Origin of the sequence: Lysinibacillus sp. NPDC048646 (genome assembly GCF_050272295.1) — a bacterium.
Classification (GTDB): domain Bacteria; phylum Bacillota; class Bacilli; order Bacillales_A; family Planococcaceae; genus Lysinibacillus.
In genome coordinates this window covers 395,688-413,472 of record NZ_JBNNLZ010000002.1, presented here as the reverse complement: position 1 = coordinate 413,472, position 17,785 = coordinate 395,688, and the positions used below count along the sequence as shown (strand labels likewise).

Below are 17,785 nucleotides of genomic sequence, written 5' to 3'. Positions count from 1 at the left end.
AAATTTACAATGTTAGACATGGACAATGTATGCAGCTGTGCTTTGGTATTGTACTGGTAAAATCATCATTGTCATGTCCTCCTTCGTTCGTTTTGTTATAGTGTTCTTGAAGATTATCATATAATTGAAATAATTGTCAACAATCTGATTGTTATTTTTTGTGTTTTCCAGGAAATAATTAACGCTTTAAAGTGGTAAATTACTAAATCTATGATTAGTTTGTCACTTCAAATGCTAACCGAATAGCTGGCATAGCTGAACCCGGATGGTCTGTCGAATATGTTAACTGTGGAATTAACGTCATATCAGTGTCCTTTTCCTGCTGTTTATAAATGCCAGGGTATAAGTCGATTAAATGGTGCCCAACTTCCCCCGTTGCGATGACATCAAACGTTAAATTACCCTGACTGTTAAAAGCACATAAATAGCCTGTATAAGCATTGTCGTATGTTAAGTAGTAAGCGTTATCAAACTCAGTCCAACCGCCACCTTTTATTGTAATGGCGATTTTTGTGCCTACTGGACCTGATTTCGGTGTGAAATCGACGATAGACGGTAGAATACGTAGATAGGTTTGCCCATACACTTCCCCATCATCTACTAAATCAATTCGATGGGGAATGCCTCCTAAATCATCTGGTACTTTGAAGGTATAATTTATATTACCCTCTTTGTCTGTTTTGACTTTAGCAAGCGTGGATACTTCCTCTCCAAAGCCTTTACCGCTAACACGACTGCCTTTCATCGTGTTCCACACAAGCTCAATGTCTGTATCTTTTGGCAGCCCAGATGAAGTTAATGTAACCGGTGCATCTACGATTCCCTCTTTTACACTTAGTTCAACTTTTACGCCCTGCTTTTGCTTTAGCTCTGGCATCACAACACCTCCAGAGGCTGCTACTGGCGTCTTCTCCACATGATTGGCAATTGTGGGCGCGAAACCTTCTGTTATCGTAAACATAAAGTCTGGTGCCGGCTTATCTGGATAAGGTGATTGTAGATAGTTAATATATTGCATCCCCAAGTAGCCTGTACGTAAACGAATCGCATGATCACCGACAGTGCCTGCAGCCCGAATTTTTGCCTCAGCTGTTCCATTCGTAGCTATACCCGTGACAAGTCCAGTATATTTATTGTCATACGTTAATTGCCAATTCCGCATATATGTACTCCAACCGAGTCCTTCCATTTTAATGGTAATTTCCGTACCGACCGGACCAGATTTTGGCTCCATGTTAAATGATGAATCTACAGTATAGCCGACCTGTCCAATTTTTTTACCGCCTTGTTTTACCCATAATGTAAAATCACCGCCAAAGCCCTCTGGTACATTGAACTTTCCGGACCATTGTCCATCTGCACCAGCTTTCCCCTCTAGTAAAGTCATCTCTTTTTCTGTAAATTCCGGACCGATTACAGCATATAAATCTTCGATAATATATTCCCCATCAATAGCATTCCACACTAATTTAACGGGTTCATTTTCTTTTAAATCCGTCACATTAAATGTTACTTCATCGCGTACAAAACCACGTTGCGCTGATAATGTGATATTGTTTAGTAGTTTTTCTTCTACAGTCTCTTTTTTCTCACTAGCCGCTTCAGACGTAGCATGCTGTTTCTCCGCTGCAGCTTGTTCTTCTTGCTCAGAACAAGCTGCTAAACTAAGACTAGCAATTAAAGCGAGGATAGCAAGCCATGGCTTTTGAATCGCCCTTTTCATGAAAACATGCCCCCTTTTTTATTGAACAACAACCAATTTAGCTGTCATATCTCCATGACCAGCACCACAGAAAACACTACATACTATATTAAATTCTCCTGATTTTTCAGGTGTGAATTTTACTGAACCATCCTTGTCTAAATTTACGTTTAAGCCTTCCACATTTACCTCATGCACACCTTCTTCAGATTTTAAAGATAGTGTTACTTCCTCACTCGCTTTTACATAAAATGTTTTCTCCCCTTTAGGGCCATGAAAATCAAAATTATTACCAATAATTTCAACATACTGATTCGTTTCTACTGTCGATAAATCTACTTCTGCTGAAACAGGTTTTTCTTTTGGTGCTTGCGCCACTTCATCTGACACAATCGTTAAAAGTGACGGTGCAACATTAAATGGTTTAAATTCCCCTTTTTGATCGTTATATTCAGCTGTTACTGTATAGCCAAGCGTTCCTGTTGGTGTATCTTCTGTAACAGGATAAGCTACTACCCAGAAATTATCATCGCCGTGCTTGCCATATGTCATATCAAGCTTTTCGCCAGTAGATAAATGTACCTGAACTTTTGCATCTGTTACTTGCTCACTCGTAATGCCATCTAACACATTATTACGAAAAACAATTTTGTCACCAGGTGAAAATCTACTAGCTAATACACAACCGCCTTGCTCCGTTACTATATCGCCTGTTATAACGAGTGCACCTATTGTTTTCTCTTCTGATTCTTTTTTCTCACTAGCATCATTGTTACAAGCATTAAGTATCATCATTGCTGCAAATAATGATATTATTATTGACTTTGTTCTTTTCATACTAAAATCCCTCCTTTAATTTTTGTCATTAGTATATTTATATCTTACTCCTTCCTATTTATAATAATCAATATAATTAATAGAAAAATCTGAAAATTTAGTCTTTAATGTATCATTTTAATAGTTATTCGTATTTTTACTATAATTATGTTGTTATTGGAATATAATTAATAATTGGAGTAACAGATACATTACTTCATACAAGAAAAAATAACCTCTAGAACAATGTTCATAAATTTCGTACCATGATACACTCTTTTATATATCTTGTAAGGAGACTTTGACTTTGAAAACAATTTTAGCAATTGGCATTGGTGGGTTTTTCGGAGCTGTTTCTCGTTATAGTATTAGTCTTTTAATCACGAATACAGGGAGCTTTCCAATAGCAACACTTAGTATAAATCTAGTTGGGTGTTTTTGTTTAGCCTGGCTTTTTACTACTTTTGCGAATCGCACGCCACTCGTATTGGGCATAGGTACTGGCTTTTTAGGGGCATTTACAACCTTTTCTACATTTTCTGTCGAAACGCTTTTACTCTTAGAAAATAATGAATGGGTGAAAGCCATCAGTTATAGTTTAATGAGTGTTATGGGTGGCTTATTTTGTGCCATGCTTGGGACCTGGCTAGCTAGGGGGCGAATGAAATGATTCTTGTAGGAATTGGTGGATTTTTCGGTGCCCTCACGCGATTTTATATAGGAAAATGGATCGTCAGTAAATATCCCTGGGCAACTTTTTTCATTAATATATCGGGTGCTTTTGCCCTCGGTCTTTTATTTGCTCTACATATAAGTAATTGGCTTTGGCAACTATGTGGTATCGGTTTTTTAGGCGCTTACACAACTTTTTCAACATTTGGCTTTGAAGCCCTACAGCTCATAGAAAAGAAAAAAAGTTGGCAAGCAATTGGCTACATTTGTAGTACCGTCTTATTTGGACTGCTCTTCGCAACACTTGGATTTTTAGTTGCGTAAGAGCATCCCAACTATACAGATATTAAATTATGAGGTGATTTTTTGACACAACCAACGATCGAACAACTGCAAGCACTAGAAGCCGAAATTGAACATACTTTATACATGTTAATTGAACTAGAATTAGAAGAAGCTTATTCCGAAATGAGTTCACGCTTTGCACTGCTCTTAGCACAAGTACAAGCCGCTCACTTAATTGATTATAAGCTCGATGTTCTTGTTAATCCTGAGTTATTTGCCACAGAAACTCGTATTCTCCTTGAAAGTTTAATGGAAGCAAAGGCCAGACCACATAAAAGGCAACGACTATTAACGCATCGCATGATATTGAAGATTTGGTTGCGTAAAAATCAGCGTTTTATGAATGAATTTTTACCACAAATGTTTTAGGCTTCGCTCTAGGGACGCCTAAAATCTTGTTACTCCTATTTTGTTAATTGATATTGCTATGTATACAGCTTTAAAATTTCAATAAATAAAAACGGAGTTGCACAAACAGTAAACGAAAACCATTTGTCCAATAATTGCAACCAACTTCATTACTATCATTATCATAATGATAGTAATTATCATAACCTAGTGCATCAGACAATAAGTTGCAAAATTTCACCGCCTCTATCCATGAAACGTTTAATTTTGGTTTTCGAGCATCATTCGTTATTGCCAATTTCTTTCCCATAATAATCTCATAAAATTCTTTCGTCACCGTATATTTGGCAAGATAAAATGGCGTTATCTTAACATCCCGGATGGCTTCCTTTAAATTTTTTCTCCTAACAGGTATTCCTTGTTTAGAATTAATGTTTTTATAGACTTCTTTCATCGCCAAACCACTTTAATATTTGATTTCTCTCATATTCCCCCTTTCTTCTCCAAACTGACCTTATAAAATCATCACATTCTGACTATTTCAAAACAACCAGAAATATTATTAAAATAGTAAAATATTCAATTTAATCAGGAGGTATATTTTGCAATCTACATATAATACTTCGACAGTTAGTCAGCTTTTCCTGTGGTTTGGTGCTTCCATTTCATTAGCAGAAATCGTAACTGGTTCGCTGATCGCGCCGCTTGGCATGACGAAAGGCTTGCAGGCCATTTTAATTGGGCATGTCATTGGGGCAATTATTTTATTACTTGCTGCATGGATTAGTGCAAATAGTCGTTTAACAGCACTTGAAGCAACAAGAATTTCCTTTGGCGCTTATGGCTCTTATGTCTTAACCATTTTAAATATGCTACAGCTTGTGGGTTGGGCATCTGTGATGATTGCAACTGGCTCCCTTGCCTTAAACGGTATGTCAAAAATTATATTTGGTTTTGATTTTTTACCAATTTGGGCGCTAGCAATCGGGGGGATTTTATTAATTTGGATTTTTGTCGGTCTAAAAAATGTCTCTAAGCTCAATATTGTGGCCGTATCGGTTTTATTTTTATTTACTTTATTATTAGCTTATGTGATTTTTGGTGGAAATGGACAGGGCATCGGCTCAGTAGATACTTTAGAAGCAATTTCTTTTAGCTCAGCCGTTGAATTAAGTGCTGTTATGTCACTGTCTTGGCTACCCCTTATTGGTGATTATACACGCCATGTAAAAAATAAACGTTCGGGTACGCTCATGAGTATTATCGGCTATGCAATCGGGAGTACATTTATGTTTATTATTGGGCTTGGTGGAAGTCTATATGTTGGTTCATCAGACATTAGCGAAATTATGATGGCAAGTGGGCTAGGTATTATCGCACTAGGACTTGTATTGCTATCAACTGTTGTCACAACATACTTAGATTCTTACTCGGTAGGCGTGAATTTTAAAAATATCGTACCTTCCATTAATGAACGTTATGTATCTATACTTTTTACTATTCTTGCTGTCGTCATTGCAATACTAGCAAGCGTCGCAGCTTATGAGTCCTTTTTATACTTTATTGGCTCTGTCTTTGCGCCTCTTTATGGAATTTTATTTGCAGACTATTATTTATTAAATCGTCGAAACATTGAAGCAAATAATAAGTGGAGCACAGGTGCGATGGGACTTTGGCTTGCAGGAGTCATCATATATCATGTTTCACTATCGTTTACGGTGCCACTCGGGCATACTTTATGGGTGTTAGTCGGTTCATTTATCATTCGTTATGTAGCGGTTGTCACTAAGCGTGCATTTACAACTCAAAAAGAAGGGAAGTACATTTAACATGAAGAAAGCATGTACGATCGCTGGTTCTGCTGCTCGTGGTGGCGCTGGTATTCAAGCAGATTTAAAAACATTTCAGGAGCTGGGTGTTTACGGTACATCGACTATTACCGCTTTTGTGGCGACACATCCTGAAACAAAACAAGGCGTGTATACACAACCATTGGAGATTATTGAAGCACAGCTGCATACAATCCACTCTCAAATTGGCATCGATGCCTTAAAAACAGGGATGCTATTCACAAGAGACATAATAGAGCTGATGGCAGATTGGCTACCAACAGCAAATGTCAAAAATATCGTTATTGATCCTGTGATGTTTGGCAAGGTTGGAACTGCACTCATGGAAGAAGGCGCAATGGCTTCCTTAAAAGATTATCTATTACCACAAGCGACAATTATTACACCCAATATGCCAGAGGCAGAATATTTACTTGGGGGTAGCCAGCTGACTACTGTGGCAGATTTACAGGATGCTGTTCGTGACTTACACAAACTTGGTTCTCAACATGTACTGGTTAAAGGTGGACGTTTAGATGGGCCCGCAATAGATGTACTGTACAATGGTACAAAAATGCTTACACTTGAAGCACCAAGGGTTGATACTATTCATACAAACGGTGCTGGATGCTCGTACTCCGCTGCAATTACAGCTGGTTTAGCTCAAGAACTATCTGTTGAAGATGCTGTAATCCAAGCAAAAAAATTCGTCACTGCTGGCATTCGCCGCGCTATTCCATTTGAAACAGTTGCTGGCGCGATTGACCACCGTGCGTTTAAAGAAGTGGGTGAAAATGGCGTCATCATCGAAAGAATTGAATGATACGAAAAGAACAGCTGTGTTATACAGCTGTTCTTTTTTAAACTATTTAATTTATACATCACTAGTTAACCGATAATCTTAACAACATTTCCATCGTTATCCGTAATATGGGTCTTAATAATTTGAATGGTAATCCCTTTTATAGTAGGGATTTCAAAAATATCTTCCTTAGGAAGTAACCTAGTGCTGAACGCTGAAGCAGTCACATTATCTAGAACAAAACGTATTTCATCATCTCCAGGAATACATTCTGGTTTATCTCCCGGTTCAAATACAACTCGGACATCAGATCCTACAAGGCTCAGTGTTTTACCTTTCATGATACGACCACGGAGCATTTTGCCAATAATTTCTGCTTGCTTTGCCCCCAACTGGAGTGTGGCTGGTTTCTTGTTCAGCCAACTTTTTTTACCAGGAGCCCAGGCTAACTGACTAACAAATAAAAAGCCAGTATTTGAACCTTCTTGTGCCATTCCCTTGTGCACCGCTTCGGAAACTACTGGCATCCGCAGAAATGTATCGCGCTCTATATCTGTAATGTAAGACGGCATATACTGTAAACATGTAGTAAGAACGCCTATAGTATTCCATGTCTGCATAGCTTCAAGTTCATCACCAGTGATTCCAACCATTTGTAAAAATTGTACTCGCCCATTCGGTGTATTTATTGGAGCCACATCAGCATCATTGACAAAGGCAAGTGCGGTCAGCTCGGTATCAGATTCAAGACAAATAGGACCGTTCGCATCCAAATAATCGCCCTCTCTAAAAACATTACCGCTGTTAAAAACATATCTAGCCATATTTTGCAACAAATTTAGTGCCCAGGCTGGTGGTTCTTGCTCTTCTATGTTTCGGACCAAGCGAAACGTCAATTCAAATCCATATCCACTGTCCTCAGCATTATCAGATTCCTTATCATAGAGTTCCGAAAAGCCATACGTTACAAAATGCCAATGCGGATTTGGTGTATCGACCTTGTAGGCACTAATCCCATTTAATGGATCTTGCCCACCAAGTGCATAAGGAATGAGCGTTCCATAATGCTTCGGCTCCTGCTCCCCGTAAATTGTCTCCATTATCTTATCAATAGCATCCCAGCCAGTTGTATTATCTATTTCGTTCAACAACAATTTCCTCCCTCTTGTCCCGCATTAACGGTCAGTAACATGCCCACCTCTTAGGCTAATTCCAAACGTCCATCGATAAATAAACAGACGTTGCAGGATACCAAAATATGTTTATTAAAAAGAATAAAGCTTTCTGATACAATTTTCAATTATGATTGTGCGTTAGTGCTTTAAAAACTTCTTTGGACCTAATACATTCGTTTATTATCCTAAACTTCTGTAGCGTTCTACAGTTCAAATGATAGCTTATTAAGCAAACATAGTATTCTCTTAGTAAGACCTAGTCGTCAAATATGAGTAATATTCATTATTTATCGACTCTCTACATTCTCTGATGATTGTAAACAATAAATACTTCCACTATAATCGAAATATGGAATGCAGAAAGGGCTGGTACACATGAGTATTAATCCAAATATGGCAGAAGTCGCTTCTCTTCTTGGTGAAGCTTCAAGAGCCACCATTTTAACTAGTTTAATGGATGCGCGTTTTCATACAGCGAGCGAACTGGCCTTTTTGGCAGGCATTAAACCACAAACAGCTAGTTTTCATCTCGCAAAGTTAGTAGAAGGTAATCTCGTTAAAGTTGAAAAACAAGGTCGTCATCGCTATTTCCAACTAGCCAATGAAGAGATTGCGCAGTTTTTAGAAACCTTTCTAACGATTTCCCCTCCCCCTGAAGTACGATCTTTAAAACAATCGAGTCAGGTAAAGTTACTGCAAAATGCTAGAACTTGCTACGATCATTTAGCTGGAAAATTAGGCGTACAGTTGACTGACTCAATGGTCCACTTAGGTTATTTAGAAAAAAACGAAAAAGAATTTGTCGTAACTTTCGAAGGCGAAAAATTCTTTACGGATTTTGGTATTGATTTAAAAGAGTTAACAAGAAAACGTCGCTCATTTTCTCATGCATGTCTAGATTGGAGCGAACGTCGTCATCATTTAGCTGGTGCACTTGGCTATGGACTACTTACACGTCTTTTAGATTTGGAATGGATTATTCGTGTACCGTCAATCCGAGCGATTAAAGTGACTGAAAAAGGAAAAATTGGCTTTAAACAATTTTTTCAAATAGAGCTATAATTGATTAACCTTGAATAGAATCCTCGTGACTATTTGGGGTTATTCATTTAGTTTTTAGTAGTAATTTTCCGGTTGTAAAATTACGGTTGACGAGATAGATCCCAACAATAATAAACAGACCACCAACTAATAATGACGTTTTTAATGGCTCGTCTAATAATAGCCAGCCTGTTAAAACACCGAAAAAAGGCGCTAAAAACAAAAAAGCACTTGTTTTGCCCGGATCACTTTTTTGTAAAAGATAATACCAGCCAGCAAATTGAACGATTGATGACAAGATGGTCAACCATAATAAAATTATTATTGAATGACTATTGACTATAAAAAATGGCTCTTCAAGTAGAAAACTACCAAGCAAAAGCAGCAACCCACCAAAAAGCATTTGATAGGCAGATAACACCCATGTATCGAACAACACCCCCCATTTTTTAGCTAATAATGTGGCGATCGCCCAAAAAACAGCGGAAAGAATACCAAAAATAATGCCAATTTTAAATTCAATTTGAGCACCCATAGTAATAATTACACCTACTAAACCTACTACCACACCTCCCCATTGATAGAAGCGATAGTGAGCTTGTGAAAACACTGTTGCCAATACAACTACCAGCAATGGATTAGTGAACGTCAGTATAGATGATTCACTTGCAGTAATTGTTCGTAAACTCAAGAAAATACAGCCCATTACCCCAGCCGTTTGAAATGTACCAATTGTTAGGATTTTCAACCAATTTTCTTTCGTCGTAGGGTGTGGTCTTTTTAAAATAATAACGATGGTAGACATGATAACCCCAGCCAGTATAAAGCGTATGGCAGCTAATAACAATGGGGACGAATAAGGTAAACCCAATTTTACGATGGCAAAAGATGAACCCATTAAAAATGTTGTTAACAGTAATAACGCTATAAACTTAAAAATATTCATATTTTTCCCCCTATCTATGCTATTGACAATCTGTGACAATTATAAATGATGAATAATACAGCTACTATCGAAGTATGGAATACAACTAGAATAGATGACTGTTCAACCTTCGAATTGATATTGGATGCGATTGTTTTAAACTTTAACTGGTCCTTAGAAATCTTGTATCATATAATTTCTACAAATGAAAACACTTTTTCAGTTTCATATCATTTTTAAAACGTATAGTATGCTGAACACTTTTAAAGGGGGAAAATGCTTTGAAAATATTACTCGCCGAAGATGATGCACGCTTAAGAAAAAATATCGTTCACATTTTAAAAAAGGAATATCACCATGTGTATGATGTGGGCAATGGACAAGATGCACTCGACAGCACTTTTTCTGAAAGTTATGATCTACTCATTTTAGATTGGATGATGCCCAAACTTAGTGGTCTTGAGGTTTGTCAACAATTACGACAGACTAGCTTTAACGGTAGCATTTTAATGCTGACAGCAAGAGACGATACAGCTGATATTATCAAAGGACTAGACAGTGGAGCAGATGATTATATTGTTAAACCATTTAAAATGGAAGAGCTTTTGGCGAGAGTTCGAGCTTTATTAAGAAGAAAGGATAGAGTAATTGAACAAGTTATCCAAGTAGATAATTTGCAATTACATGTAGATTCTCGTGTTTTCCTGCACAACAATACGGAAATCGATTTAACAAAAAACGAATTTTTATTACTAGAATATTTATTTCTAAATAAAGGTAGGATATTAACAAGAGAACAAATATGTATTTACATATGGGGTTATGATTATGAGGTGCCCAATAATTCATTAGATGCACTCGTCAAGCTTGTTCGAAGAAAAATAGACGGTAGCCAAGCAAAATCGCGTATTCAAAATATAAGAGGCATTGGCTATAAACTGAGGGAAAATAATGTTTCATAAAACAAGAAAAAAATTATCATACCTGTATGCAACATTCTATTTTTTGTTATTTTCACTTTTTATAATTGTCCTATATTTCTCGCTTGTTAAGTTAATGGAAAACCAACAAATAAAAGAACTAGAGTCCTTCTATTTAAAGCAAGAACATGATTTTTTTGAGTATGTGGATGACAATAAAAAGATTTTAAGCTATGATCCAAATCGTAATTATTTCTATTATATCTATACGAAAAATAATAGCTTTGTCCATGGTGACGAATCCTATAAAGGGCTTAAAACGCTACTTGAAGACCGTTTTATCAATGACAATCCCGCTGAAGATGTAGTACATCATGTCGAATGGGAAGAACAGCATTTTCTTCTTCTAAAAAAGCCTATTTCCTATAACGATGAGGTTGTGGGATTTATATTCGTTGGAAAATCTACAACGTCACAGCAACATTTTTTTCAAAAGGTGAGTCAATTGCTTGTGCTGTTAACTTGTATATCCACAATATTAATTTGGTTACTTAGCTACTATATGGCAGGCAGAGCAATGATTCCCATCCAATGGTCATTTGATAAGCAGAAAAAATTTGTCTCGGATGCCTCTCATGAATTGCGTACGCCTCTTAGTATTTTCTATAGTTCACTGGATATATTAGAGCTTGAAGAATCTCACAACTTAAGCTCTTTGGGAAAAGAGTTGATTGTTGATTTGAAAGACGAGGCCACGTTAATGAAAGAACTAATGGATAACTTACTATTTTTAGCACGTCACGACCAACTACAAAGTCCGATGCATAAAGAAGTCATACAGCTATCCACCTTGCTTAAAAAAACAAGTACTAAATTTCAAAAAATCATGCCTTCTGAAATTCAATTTTGCACGCAAATCGAAGACAATATTGAACTACTTGGAGATACGACAAAAATACAAGAATTACTATATATTTTGTTGGACAATGCGATTTCTTACTCAAGTGATGGAAAAATATCACTCACACTTTCAACAGATCACCACATAGTCAAAATAGCTGTAGCAGATAACGGTATCGGTATTCCTGAAAATGATTTATCGTTAGTATTTGAACGTTTCTACCGCAGCGATACGGCCCGCCAACGAAATGGAACGGGTTTAGGTCTAGCTATAGCAAAAGCGATTGTTGAACAGCATAGTGGTAAAATTTACGTTTCAAGTAAAATAGGAAAAGGCTCAACATTTACGATTGAATTCCCTGCTCGTACAAGATAAAAGCATCAGCTAATCTCTTTTGAGATATGCTGATGCTTTCCTTATAAATTATGATTCGGTGCAGTCCCCTTCTTCTTTCGATGCCCTATCGTTCTTGCAAGTAAAATGGCTAAAGTAAAACCTGCTGAGACCATATAAAAAATAATGATCAAACCATTTGCTGTATCACTCCCAATTAGGACACCATGAATAAGGGAGAGTAACCAAGCTGGCAATACAAGAAAGTGAATATTTTTCCATATTGACCGACGCATTGTTCGTATCCATACATCTGAGGTCATTAGCACAATCAAAAATAAATAAAAAGCGATTGTACCAAGGCCAGATGCTATAGTTTGATAATCGGCTAAAAAAGGTATTAAAATTTCTATTAAAGTATAGGGTTCATAGTTATCTAGTACAAGCACAAGCATATGCGCTATTACAGTAAGTAATCCTAGCCATCCAGCGTTTATATGAATATGGTAGATTAAATTTTTATGTGATTTTACAAATAAAGATTTTCGCAAGCAGCCAAATATTATAGAAATCGTAAAATAAAAATACGCTAAAAACCCTAATAGTCGAATCCATTCCCATGTAGTTGTTAGCATTTTCTCACCTCAGTCATTGTCCAAAAGCCTTCGTCCCCTTCTTTTACAATAAAACGCGCACTCCGCTGATGATTTTCTAAAAACCATCGCTGCTGCTCCACTTCATCTAATAGAAAACAAAGCTTCGCCCCCACTTCAGCATCGCATAAAGAGGACGTTACAACAGTTGCTTGTATTACATCTGTATTTGCCACGCTTCCTGTACGTCCATTTAACAAATGGTGTTTCATTATTGTTCCCTGTTGCCAACTTCTATAAATACGATTTGATGTTGCTACGGCCCCTGTTTTTATTTTAATAGTGCTAATTTCCCGTTCAACATCCCTTGCATCTGCGACACCAATCGTCCAATTTTTTTCACTATTAGACCACATTTTCATATCCCCACCACCATCAATTAACCCGTAATCAGGAGCAATCTCATCTTCCAGCCAATCGGCCAACCTTTCAATACTATAGCCCTTGGCAAAGCCACCCAAATCAATTTCCTGATGTGCTACTTTCATTACTTGCTGATTGCCAAGGAACTGAAGTGGTTTACCTGAAATAAGATTCACTTGGAGATTCGTATTAGCCACCTTAAATGGAAACGATTGATTGTAGCCATGCTGTTCAAGCTGGAGCTTTAAATAAGGTGAGAATACACCATTGGTACGAAGATGATAATCATTTGCCCGTTGTAAACAATCATATAATGACGCATTTAGTCGTAATGTTTCCCCAATTTTTAAATCATTTAATTTTGATAGTTCATTGTTAGGTTGAAACCTAGACCACTCTTTTGCAACGTATTGAAGCCATTTTTCAGCTTGGTCTTTCCAAGTAGTATGGATGCCCTTCGGAACGGCTATATAAAAATCGGTATTCATCAACTGTAGTGTCAGAGTATCCAACCTTATCCTCTCCTTTAGGTTCTTTTTGTTTTGCGCTCGCTTTTTACTGAAGCTTGCCCCGTCATTTCAAAATTTGTCCAATCCAGTTGCGCTAATTCTTTTTCTTTCACCGTCATACTTTCCTTTTCTGCTTTTGTCAATTGCAAAAAGTTTGAATCTACTGACTCTGCCTCTGTTGGATTGTTTATTTGTGTTAACAATACTGCTGCTAACATCACACCTGACGCTCCTAATAGCCACTTTGCTTTTTTTGGATCTTTCATGATTCTCTCACTCCTATTTTGATAGTGGTTGACATAAAAACATTTGGCTGTTTTCTTGCCATTCAACAATATAGCCTAAGCCATTTGTAATAACACTGAACGGCAAATATAGGTCTTCATTTAAATAAAATGCAAGTGCAGGTAGCGGTGTTTTTACATTGTTGTCATAGACAACATTTGTTCCAGCCCGGAAAATTAATTCATTACCCTGAGATTGAATTGCTAATATTTTGCTCGTTTTATAGTAGGTTGCCTTAGCCCCTAAAAGTTGCGCCACTGCTTTTCCTGGTACGAAAATTTGTCCATCTTTTGGAACAGCCAAAAATGCTAATTTCTTATTTGTGCCTTCTACCTTTAAATTGACCATTTTTGACTCTACGAATGGTAGAATGCCTTTATCTGCAACTACTGTTCGAGTCCAAATATTCCAAATCCCTTCTGCGTATATCTCATCATTTAAGTAATAGGATTCGTAGTCTTCGTCATCATCATCATCGTCCATTTCATACTGATAGCTTTTATCATCATCATCGTCATAATCCTTGTACTTCTCTTGTTTTTTATACGAATGATCATGATCATGGTCATCATCTGCTTGTACGATGACACCATGCGTTAATAATCCAACTACTAACAGTGCCGTCACTAAACTCTTTTTCTTATTTTTCATGTACTCTACTCCCTTCTTCCATTTCATTTTAAAAAATCAAAATGATTTAAATCTGAAAATTCTTTGCTATTTCATTAATTTTTACAAAAAAAAAAGCTATTCCTAAATACAGATTTACCTGTATATAGAAATAACTTCTTGCATTGTATCCAGCAATAGACTTCCTACTTCACTGAAATTCAATAACACTAAGGCTTAATAGATTGTAAGCCTTGATTTTTCGCTTTAAATCGCGCCCATATGACTAATGGCACTAATAGTAATGCTAAATATGTACCAATTGTGCCTAAAAATGCATAACTGGAGTAAGCCACAATGACACCTGATAATAAGCTGCCCGCAGATCCTCCTAGCGCAACCCATACATCTATTGAGCCTTGTGTTTTGGCACGGTTGTGAATAGTCGTCGAGTCGATAATAATAGCAGTCCCACTAATCAATCCAAAATTCCAGCCTAGTCCTAATAACACAAGGGCAACCGTTAGCCATAGTAAGGAATCCCCCGGAGCAAAAGTCGCTACTAGACCTGCTGTAGCTAATATAATACCTGAGGCAATCACTACAAATGTTCGACCAATCTTATCTACTAATAAACCTGTACCTAAAGATGGTAAATACATCGCTGCAACATGTAAGCCGATGACCATTCCAATAGCACTTAAACTACTCCCATGTCCTTGCATATGGATGGGCGTCATGGTCATAATAGCCACCATAATCACATGTGACAGGACCAATACAAGGGCCCCTACCAAAATACCGATACGATTAATTTTATTATTCACCGCTGTAGTCGTTTCAGCTAATTTATGTTGCTGCTTTTGCTGTTCGATGGCAATGGCCTTCGCCACTAATAATGGATCTGGTCGCAAAAAAATGAATAATGTAAGACCTGCTAAAATATAAGCTACCGCCGCTAAGATGAAAGGACCCGCCAATGCTGGCATATTTAATGCTGTTGCAACCTTGCCCATTGGTGTCACTAAATTTGGTCCAGCCACTGCACCAAATGTTGTGGCTACCATCGCAATGCTTGTTGCTGTAGCTCGCTGTTTGTCATTTGCTAAATCTGTTCCCGCATAACGTGCCTGTAAATTTGTCGAAGTACCTGCTCCATACACAAAGAGCGCTAAGAATAATAACACAATACTATTTAAATTCGCAGCGATTATCACACCAATAGCACCAATACCACCTGCGATAAAACCAAAGGATAAACCGTAACGCCTACCAAAACGTTGTGAAAGTTGACCTACAATAAATGCTGCAAGCGCAGAACCAAGGGTAAACAATGCGGAAGGTAAACCTGCAATACTTTCTGCCCCTAACATGTCCTTGGCAAGCAGCGCCCCAACCGTAATACCTGCTGCAAGCCCAGCGCCCCCAAATATTTGAGACATTAAAACAATAAACAATGTGCGCTTATATAACTTTTGCTGTGCATCTGTTGAATGAAGGTAGTGCTCACTGGCTAACGCATTTTTATCTTTCATAAAAACCCCTCCTTTGTATCCTGTTCCAACAGGTGGTAAATGCCCTCTTCAAACACTAGCGATTACTATAATCGGCAGTGGATAAAGAAATCCTCCTCCATTTCAAATCCACGCATACCCAAAGAGGTATAAAATGATTATACTCGTTGATGATCAGCTCTCCATTTTTTTACCGCTTGTTTTATCTCAGTTGGCGATAAATTTTCTGCAAGCGTTCTTTCAACTAGTTTTACAAATTCTTCATCCGATGCAAAACGAAGGGCAATAAGTTGCTTAGTTGTGATACGTTCATCCAACTTATTGTTCGTAAACATATAGTAACGTAATTGTTCTTCTGAACGAATTAAACGATCCTGTAGTGTCAGTGCGTAGGTACGCGCTAACATTCCCGGAATAATTGCAAGAATCACTGCACCCAATAAAATAACTAACGCTACTGTAAATGTTCCGTTTATAATAGTGACAATTATGTATAGAATGGTAGACAATAGCATGATAAAACTAAGTGGCAGCCACACAAAATGCTGTAGCGGCTGATACCGTGTATGATGATTTGCTGATTGATTTTTCATTCCCTCACCTCCTTTTATACCTATATGGGTATTATACATAATGGAAGGTGAAGAAGCGATAAATCTGTTTGCATGTAAGGTGGAAGTTTCACCACTCTAACTCTTGAACCTCTCACGACTGAAGTCACAAGTGTTCTCGTCGAATCAATAAAAATGTCACTTACTGAACTTGCATAATCACATTCTTTTTCTTTGAAAATAGTAGAAAAGAAATTGTTAAACTTAAACTTGTTATCCCGAAAACAAGGCCCATTCCACTTAAGCCAATAAAATCGAGCATCATACCTGTTGATAATAAAACGATTTGAAAGACCACTGAATCGATCATATTGCGGAATGAAAAGAACCTTCCATGATACTCTTTCGGAACTTGATTTTGAAAAATCACCATTGTTGTTGGGAAAAAACACCCAACAGAAAAACCGAATACGGCGAATGTCAATAAAGCTAAGAAAGCTACATCTGCAAATAAAAACATGAGCTCCATTGCCCCAATAACAAATGCAAGTGCAAATAATAATGTCCCAATTTTTACTCGATCCGAAATAAATCTCAGTCCTGCCGCACCTAACATAAAGCCGATGCCTTCTACTGTGTACAATAATCCAGAAATAGTCGTTGACTCATGAATTTCCGATATTTTCATAATGACTAGATTAAAGGACCCTAAAAATAGAGTAGGTATTAACATTAATACAAGTGTCATTAAAACTACTGGGTACTCTTTTAGCATCGGTAACACTTCCTTAAAGCCTCCTTGTTCCTTATCCTTGATTGACTGATTTACTGTTTCATCTAATTGTAAGCCATTTGTAATGAAAAACATGATGATATACACAATCAGTGAAATGATATATAACCATTTCAATTCAAAATAACTTAACATTAATCCTGCTGCCGCCGTTCCAACAATTCTTGAAACTGTCCGAGCATTCATTTGCCAAGCATTCAATGTGAGTAAATCTTTGTTCTTCACAACCATTGGAATAATCGATTGTAAAGCAGGCATATAAAATGCCGCTGCTATTTGCAGTGTAATTAGAAAAATAATCATCCAGATGACCGAATTTGTATAAAGCGCCGCAAACATAAAAAGTACACTTACGATTCGTCCTATACTCGCCCACTGTATAACTCTTTTCTTCTTTTTTTGGTCAATAATACGTCCTGCAAGTGGACCTACTATAAAGCCTGCTAATACACCGATAGAAATAATTAATGACTTATGAAAGTCAGATGGCACAACTTCCTGCATAAAAGCAAGATTTCCTATAATCCCAGCCCATAAGCCAAGACCTACTACAAATTCACCCAATAAAATTATCCATACATTTCGATTACGCCACATGCTGTTTCTCCTTGTTGTCTACACTCAAATTTAATAACACTCATCGTATCAAAATTCTAATTATTCGTACATAGCGAACTTACAATACTTGTATATTTTCTC

Annotated in this window: 20 protein-coding genes; 8 read left to right on the top strand and 12 right to left on the bottom strand. The window is 37.2% G+C overall.

Translation table 11 applies throughout. From position 1 onward, the window contains the following. Positions 1-214: 214 nt before the first annotated feature. The gene (locus tag ACQKII_RS04330) at positions 215-1,723 is read right to left on the bottom strand and encodes a hypothetical protein (RefSeq protein ID WP_427456668.1); all 1,509 of its coding nucleotides are present in this window, start codon (positions 1,721-1,723) and stop codon (positions 215-217) included. Positions 1,724-1,741: 18 nt separating this feature from the next. Then, positions 1,742-2,539, bottom strand: a complete 798-nt coding sequence (locus ACQKII_RS04325; protein WP_427456666.1) for a hypothetical protein — start codon at positions 2,537-2,539, stop codon at positions 1,742-1,744. Positions 2,540-2,825: 286 nt separating this feature from the next. Here ACQKII_RS04325 and crcB point away from each other — a divergent pair, with 286 nt between their 5' ends. From crcB to ACQKII_RS04310, 3 genes are read left to right on the top strand one after another with little or no spacing between them, the layout of a single operon-like run. Next, a complete protein-coding gene (crcB, locus tag ACQKII_RS04320) occupies positions 2,826-3,188 on the top strand; it encodes a fluoride efflux transporter CrcB (protein WP_427456664.1) in 363 nt (120 codons plus the stop codon). Further along, the gene (locus ACQKII_RS04315) at positions 3,185-3,514 is read left to right on the top strand and encodes a fluoride efflux transporter FluC (protein ID WP_427456662.1); all 330 of its coding nucleotides are present in this window, start codon (positions 3,185-3,187) and stop codon (positions 3,512-3,514) included. Before crcB ends, ACQKII_RS04315 begins: the two co-directional genes overlap by 4 nt. 42 nt (positions 3,515-3,556) lie before the next feature. Next, positions 3,557-3,904, top strand: a complete 348-nt coding sequence (locus ACQKII_RS04310) for a hypothetical protein (protein ID WP_427456661.1) — start codon at positions 3,557-3,559, stop codon at positions 3,902-3,904. 70 nt (positions 3,905-3,974) lie between these two features. Here the strand turns inward: ACQKII_RS04310 and ACQKII_RS04305 are convergent, their stop codons facing one another. Continuing rightward, on the bottom strand, positions 3,975-4,337 hold the full coding sequence (locus ACQKII_RS04305) for a hypothetical protein (RefSeq protein WP_427456659.1): 363 nt from the start codon (positions 4,335-4,337) through the stop codon (positions 3,975-3,977). 148 nt (positions 4,338-4,485) lie between these two features. Here ACQKII_RS04305 and cytX point away from each other — a divergent pair, with 148 nt between their 5' ends. Both cytX and thiD read left to right on the top strand, forming a co-directional pair. Continuing rightward, positions 4,486-5,712: a putative hydroxymethylpyrimidine transporter CytX gene (gene cytX / locus ACQKII_RS04300; protein WP_427456657.1), complete on the top strand. Its 1,227-nt coding sequence runs from the start codon at positions 4,486-4,488 to the stop codon at positions 5,710-5,712. Position 5,713: 1 nt separating this feature from the next. Beyond that, entirely contained in the window at positions 5,714-6,535 is an 822-nt protein-coding gene (thiD, locus tag ACQKII_RS04295; RefSeq protein ID WP_427456655.1) for a bifunctional hydroxymethylpyrimidine kinase/phosphomethylpyrimidine kinase, read from the top strand. A 65-nt stretch (positions 6,536-6,600) separates the two neighbouring features. On the opposite strand, the gene ACQKII_RS04290 is transcribed toward thiD, so the two are convergent. Continuing rightward, entirely contained in the window at positions 6,601-7,662 is a 1,062-nt protein-coding gene (locus ACQKII_RS04290; protein ID WP_427456653.1) for a suppressor of fused domain protein, read from the bottom strand. Between the two features lie 402 nt (positions 7,663-8,064). Here ACQKII_RS04290 and ACQKII_RS04285 point away from each other — a divergent pair, with 402 nt between their 5' ends. Beyond that, positions 8,065-8,751 (top strand): ArsR/SmtB family transcription factor, encoded by a 687-nt coding sequence (locus tag ACQKII_RS04285; protein ID WP_427456651.1) that lies wholly within the window; start codon positions 8,065-8,067, stop codon positions 8,749-8,751. Positions 8,752-8,794: 43 nt separating this feature from the next. Here the strand turns inward: ACQKII_RS04285 and ACQKII_RS04280 are convergent, their stop codons facing one another. Further along, positions 8,795-9,676 carry a DMT family transporter gene (locus tag ACQKII_RS04280; protein ID WP_427456649.1) on the bottom strand — a complete coding sequence of 294 codons (882 nt, stop codon included), beginning with the start codon at positions 9,674-9,676 and terminating at the stop codon, positions 8,795-8,797. Between the two features lie 260 nt (positions 9,677-9,936). Here ACQKII_RS04280 and ACQKII_RS04275 point away from each other — a divergent pair, with 260 nt between their 5' ends. Both ACQKII_RS04275 and ACQKII_RS04270 read left to right on the top strand, forming a co-directional pair. Then, the gene (locus ACQKII_RS04275) at positions 9,937-10,617 is read left to right on the top strand and encodes a response regulator transcription factor (protein ID WP_427456647.1); all 681 of its coding nucleotides are present in this window, start codon (positions 9,937-9,939) and stop codon (positions 10,615-10,617) included. Beyond that, positions 10,607-11,851, top strand: coding sequence for a sensor histidine kinase (locus tag ACQKII_RS04270; protein WP_427456645.1), 1,245 nt, complete (start codon positions 10,607-10,609; stop codon positions 11,849-11,851). Before ACQKII_RS04275 ends, ACQKII_RS04270 begins: the two co-directional genes overlap by 11 nt. A gap of 41 nt (positions 11,852-11,892) precedes the next feature. Here ACQKII_RS04270 and ACQKII_RS04265 read toward each other — a convergent pair whose 3' ends face one another. The 7 genes from ACQKII_RS04265 to ACQKII_RS04235 all read right to left on the bottom strand — a co-directional run bounded on the left by ACQKII_RS04265 (position 11,893) and on the right by ACQKII_RS04235 (position 17,683). Then, positions 11,893-12,444, bottom strand: coding sequence for a ferric reductase-like transmembrane domain-containing protein (locus ACQKII_RS04265; RefSeq protein WP_427456643.1), 552 nt, complete (start codon positions 12,442-12,444; stop codon positions 11,893-11,895). After that, positions 12,438-13,337: an FAD:protein FMN transferase gene (locus ACQKII_RS04260; RefSeq protein ID WP_427456641.1), complete on the bottom strand. Its 900-nt coding sequence runs from the start codon at positions 13,335-13,337 to the stop codon at positions 12,438-12,440. Before ACQKII_RS04260 ends, ACQKII_RS04265 begins: the two co-directional genes overlap by 7 nt. A 14-nt stretch (positions 13,338-13,351) precedes the next feature. Continuing rightward, positions 13,352-13,600, bottom strand: coding sequence for a hypothetical protein (locus tag ACQKII_RS04255; protein ID WP_427456639.1), 249 nt, complete (start codon positions 13,598-13,600; stop codon positions 13,352-13,354). A 13-nt stretch (positions 13,601-13,613) separates the two neighbouring features. After that, entirely contained in the window at positions 13,614-14,270 is a 657-nt protein-coding gene (locus ACQKII_RS04250) for a copper amine oxidase N-terminal domain-containing protein (protein ID WP_427456637.1), read from the bottom strand. Between the two features lie 188 nt (positions 14,271-14,458). Continuing rightward, positions 14,459-15,763: an MFS transporter gene (locus ACQKII_RS04245; protein ID WP_427456635.1), complete on the bottom strand. Its 1,305-nt coding sequence runs from the start codon at positions 15,761-15,763 to the stop codon at positions 14,459-14,461. A 137-nt stretch (positions 15,764-15,900) separates the two neighbouring features. Then, positions 15,901-16,335 (bottom strand): DUF6526 family protein, encoded by a 435-nt coding sequence (locus ACQKII_RS04240; protein ID WP_427456633.1) that lies wholly within the window; start codon positions 16,333-16,335, stop codon positions 15,901-15,903. Positions 16,336-16,495: 160 nt separating this feature from the next. After that, positions 16,496-17,683 carry an MFS transporter gene (locus ACQKII_RS04235; protein WP_427456631.1) on the bottom strand — a complete coding sequence of 396 codons (1,188 nt, stop codon included), beginning with the start codon at positions 17,681-17,683 and terminating at the stop codon, positions 16,496-16,498. Between the last annotated feature and the right edge of the window lie 102 nt (positions 17,684-17,785).